Origin of the sequence: uncultured Legionella sp., assembly GCF_937871865.1 — a bacterium.
In the GTDB taxonomy this organism is placed as follows: Bacteria; Pseudomonadota; Gammaproteobacteria; order Legionellales; family Legionellaceae; genus Legionella.
In genome coordinates, this window is record NZ_CALMPD010000097.1 from 1 (window position 1) to 2,623 (window position 2,623).

Genomic DNA, 2,623 nt, shown 5'->3' on the forward strand with positions numbered 1-2,623 from the left:
TGAACGGGCATGAACAACAGCGTATTGCGGGCAATCTGAATATGTCTTTTGCCAGACTTGATGGTGATTCACTGTTGTTGAGTTTAAGAGAGCTGGCTATATCAACTACTTCAGCCTGTACCTCTGCAAGCATCCAGCCTTCATATGTTTTGCGAGCGATTGGTTTAACTGATGAGCTGGCACAAAGCTCTGTAAGATTATCTTTAGGACGCTTTACTACTGAGGAACAGATTGACTTTGCTATAGGATTGATTTGTAATCAGGTAAACAGACTGCATGAAATGTCCCCAATATGATGTATAATAAAGTTGTAGAGGATTGCTTTTTCCACCCTGAACATGTGGGAGTACTTGAAGCTAGCGATCCATTGGTGGCTCATTATAGTTATAAAATGATGCACCAGAAAACGATTAGTATGATTGAATTGTACATAGAATGTTCCAGAGACGGGCTTATTAGGACGGCATGTTTTAAATCAAATGGAAATCCGTATGTTCTTGCTGCCCTGGAATGGTTATGTCAGAACATTGAAGGCACGAATTTAGATAGTCCACCATCAATTAATTATCAAGTGTTAATTAATGTATTGGATATTCCTAACAGTCAATATCCTGTTGCATTGGTTATTGAAGATGTTTATAAAGAGACTTTAGCGTTAATGCAAAAAAACATTACGGGGTATAAATCATGAGTGTCGTTATGCAACACGTTAGTACTACAGAACCAGGGATTACTTTATCAGAGTCAGCTGTAAAACACCTGATTTCTTATTTAAATAAAAATCCAGAACAAAATGGTGTTCGTTTATCAGTGAAAAAAACAGGGTGCTCTGGTTTATCTTATGTTGTGGATTATGTTAAATCACCATTAGAAGGGGATATAATATTACTTTTATCTGGTGACTATTTAATTTCTATCGATAAGTCGAGCTTCCCTTTCCTTAAAAATATGCATATTGATTATGTAAAACAGGGCTTAAATTACAAATTCGTGTTTAATAACCCCAATCAAACAGGCCAATGTGGCTGTGGAGAGAGCTTTACCGTTGCTTAGCACCTAGTCTTTCTGCTTTACTTTTCTTTTGAATATATCACATCCCTAATGCCAGTTATGGAAAATAAATTTAGCCTACGTACCACGGTTGTTCATGGTACGTAGATGTTTTTTTAATTTTCTTATCTATAACTGATATTAATTATTAAAGAAAAACAATCAAAACGATCGTCCATTGAATATGAAAATGGCTGATTCCTACCTATGATTATTTAATAATCTCGTCCTTTTTGCTTACCAAATAGCGTTCTTTTTACGAGTTTTATGATGCATTTTAATAAAAAATTTACTCCTTCCGATTTTATTAAAATTTACATAATTTTTATAAATAAATCATACAATTATTTTAACAATCCTTTCGAAAATGATACAATATTTCTTCTTAATATTTCCTTAATAAATGAATATCATTGAAACAATGTTTACACTCTTTGGGATATTTGATATTATATCGGTCATGGTGTTTGGCGCGTGGATTTGCTGAACATAATAATTTGTTCATTATTTTGTGCTAGGAGATTAAAATGAATGCAGTTGTGCAAGAAGTGGTTCAAGGTAACGAAGCACTGTCGCATCAAGTAATCAGTGCTGTTAAGGGTTATTTAACCAGCGTAGGTAGTAAGGATGCCAATTTAAATCTATATCAATTAATTGTTGAAGAAGTTGAAGCTCCTTTATTCCGTACTGTAATGGAATTAACCCGTTATAATCAATCAAAAGCTGCTCGGGTTCTTGGTGTTAGTCGTGGTACGTTACGTACTAAGCTTAAGCGTTATTTTGATGATGAATTTATTGGAACTCGTGATTTCTAATTTAGAGTTAATTATCTAAGTTCAGTATTTTCTTTGCAGTTTTCAGTATAAATTCATCGGTATTTGTGGTCTTTCGCTAAGCACTCTGATACTATTGATAACAGAGTCGGTCAGGCAATCGCTCTTTGTTTTTACAAAGGGAGGAAAGTCCGGGCTCCAAAGGGCAGGGTGCCAGGTAACGCCTGGGAGGTGTGAACCTACGGAAAGTGCCACAGAAAATATACCGCCCACTGTTCCTCTTTTTAGACTAGTCTGGAAAAGGTATGGGCAGTGGGTAAGGGTGAAATGGTGCGGTAAGAGCGCACCGCGCGATTGGCAACAGTCGTGGCAGGGAAAACCCCACCCGGAGCAAGACCAAATAGGAATCCACTTGACTGTAAAGTCATATCGTGCGGCCCGTACGGGATTCGGGTAGGTTGCTTGAGGCATACGGTGACGTGTGTCCCAGATGAATGATTGTCCGCGACAGAACCCGGCTTATCGACCGACTCCTCTTTTATCTTGAGCTATAGCATTAGCCACTAAACGTTGTTATTGCACTCACCAGAGCGTGCTTAGTGGCTGACGTATATAACATCAGTTATTTTAATGTAAATGATGCCTCTTCTAAATGTTCTTGTCGTTCATCGATACAGACTGAGTCTGTCCCAGTAGTTGAAACAGCAACTTTGTTCTTTTGGGCATTTAAATGCCACGGTAGATTATCATTGCTGACGTTTTCAATTTCAATGTCTGCATTGTACCCAAATAAGTTCTTT

3 protein-coding genes, 1 other RNA gene and 1 pseudogene are annotated in these 2,623 nt (G+C 37.3%); all 5 read left to right on the forward strand.

All coding sequences use genetic code 11. The features are described from left to right. Window positions 1–296 (forward strand): annotated as a pseudogene (locus Q0495_RS05650) (IscS subfamily cysteine desulfurase); the annotation flags it as partial. Then, complete coding sequence (locus Q0495_RS05655) at window positions 293–691, forward strand: iron-sulfur cluster assembly scaffold protein (protein WP_298623993.1); 399 nt, start codon at window positions 293–295, stop codon at window positions 689–691. The pseudogene Q0495_RS05650 and the gene Q0495_RS05655, both read left to right, overlap by 4 nt. Further along, window positions 688–1,053, forward strand: coding sequence for an iron-sulfur cluster assembly accessory protein (locus Q0495_RS05660; protein WP_298623994.1), 366 nt, complete (start codon window positions 688–690; stop codon window positions 1,051–1,053). Before Q0495_RS05655 ends, Q0495_RS05660 begins: the two co-directional genes overlap by 4 nt. Before the next feature lie 524 nt (window positions 1,054–1,577). Next, entirely contained in the window at window positions 1,578–1,865 is a 288-nt protein-coding gene (locus Q0495_RS05665) for a helix-turn-helix domain-containing protein (protein ID WP_298623996.1), read from the forward strand. A 102-nt stretch (window positions 1,866–1,967) separates the two neighbouring features. Continuing rightward, window positions 1,968–2,361, forward strand: an RNA gene (gene rnpB / locus Q0495_RS05670) — RNase P RNA component class A. Window positions 2,362–2,623: the final 262 nt, after the last annotated feature.

What these genes read in the sequence shown, in the direction of transcription:
- Q0495_RS05665 (WP_298623996.1), top strand. Translation starts at nt 1,578, where the DNA reads ATGAATGCAGTTGTGCAAGAAGTGGTTCAAGGTAACGAAGCACTGTCG.
- Q0495_RS05655 (WP_298623993.1), top strand. Translation starts at nt 293, where the DNA reads ATGATGTATAATAAAGTTGTAGAGGATTGCTTTTTCCACCCTGAACAT.
- Q0495_RS05660 (WP_298623994.1), top strand. Translation starts at nt 688, where the DNA reads ATGAGTGTCGTTATGCAACACGTTAGTACTACAGAACCAGGGATTACT.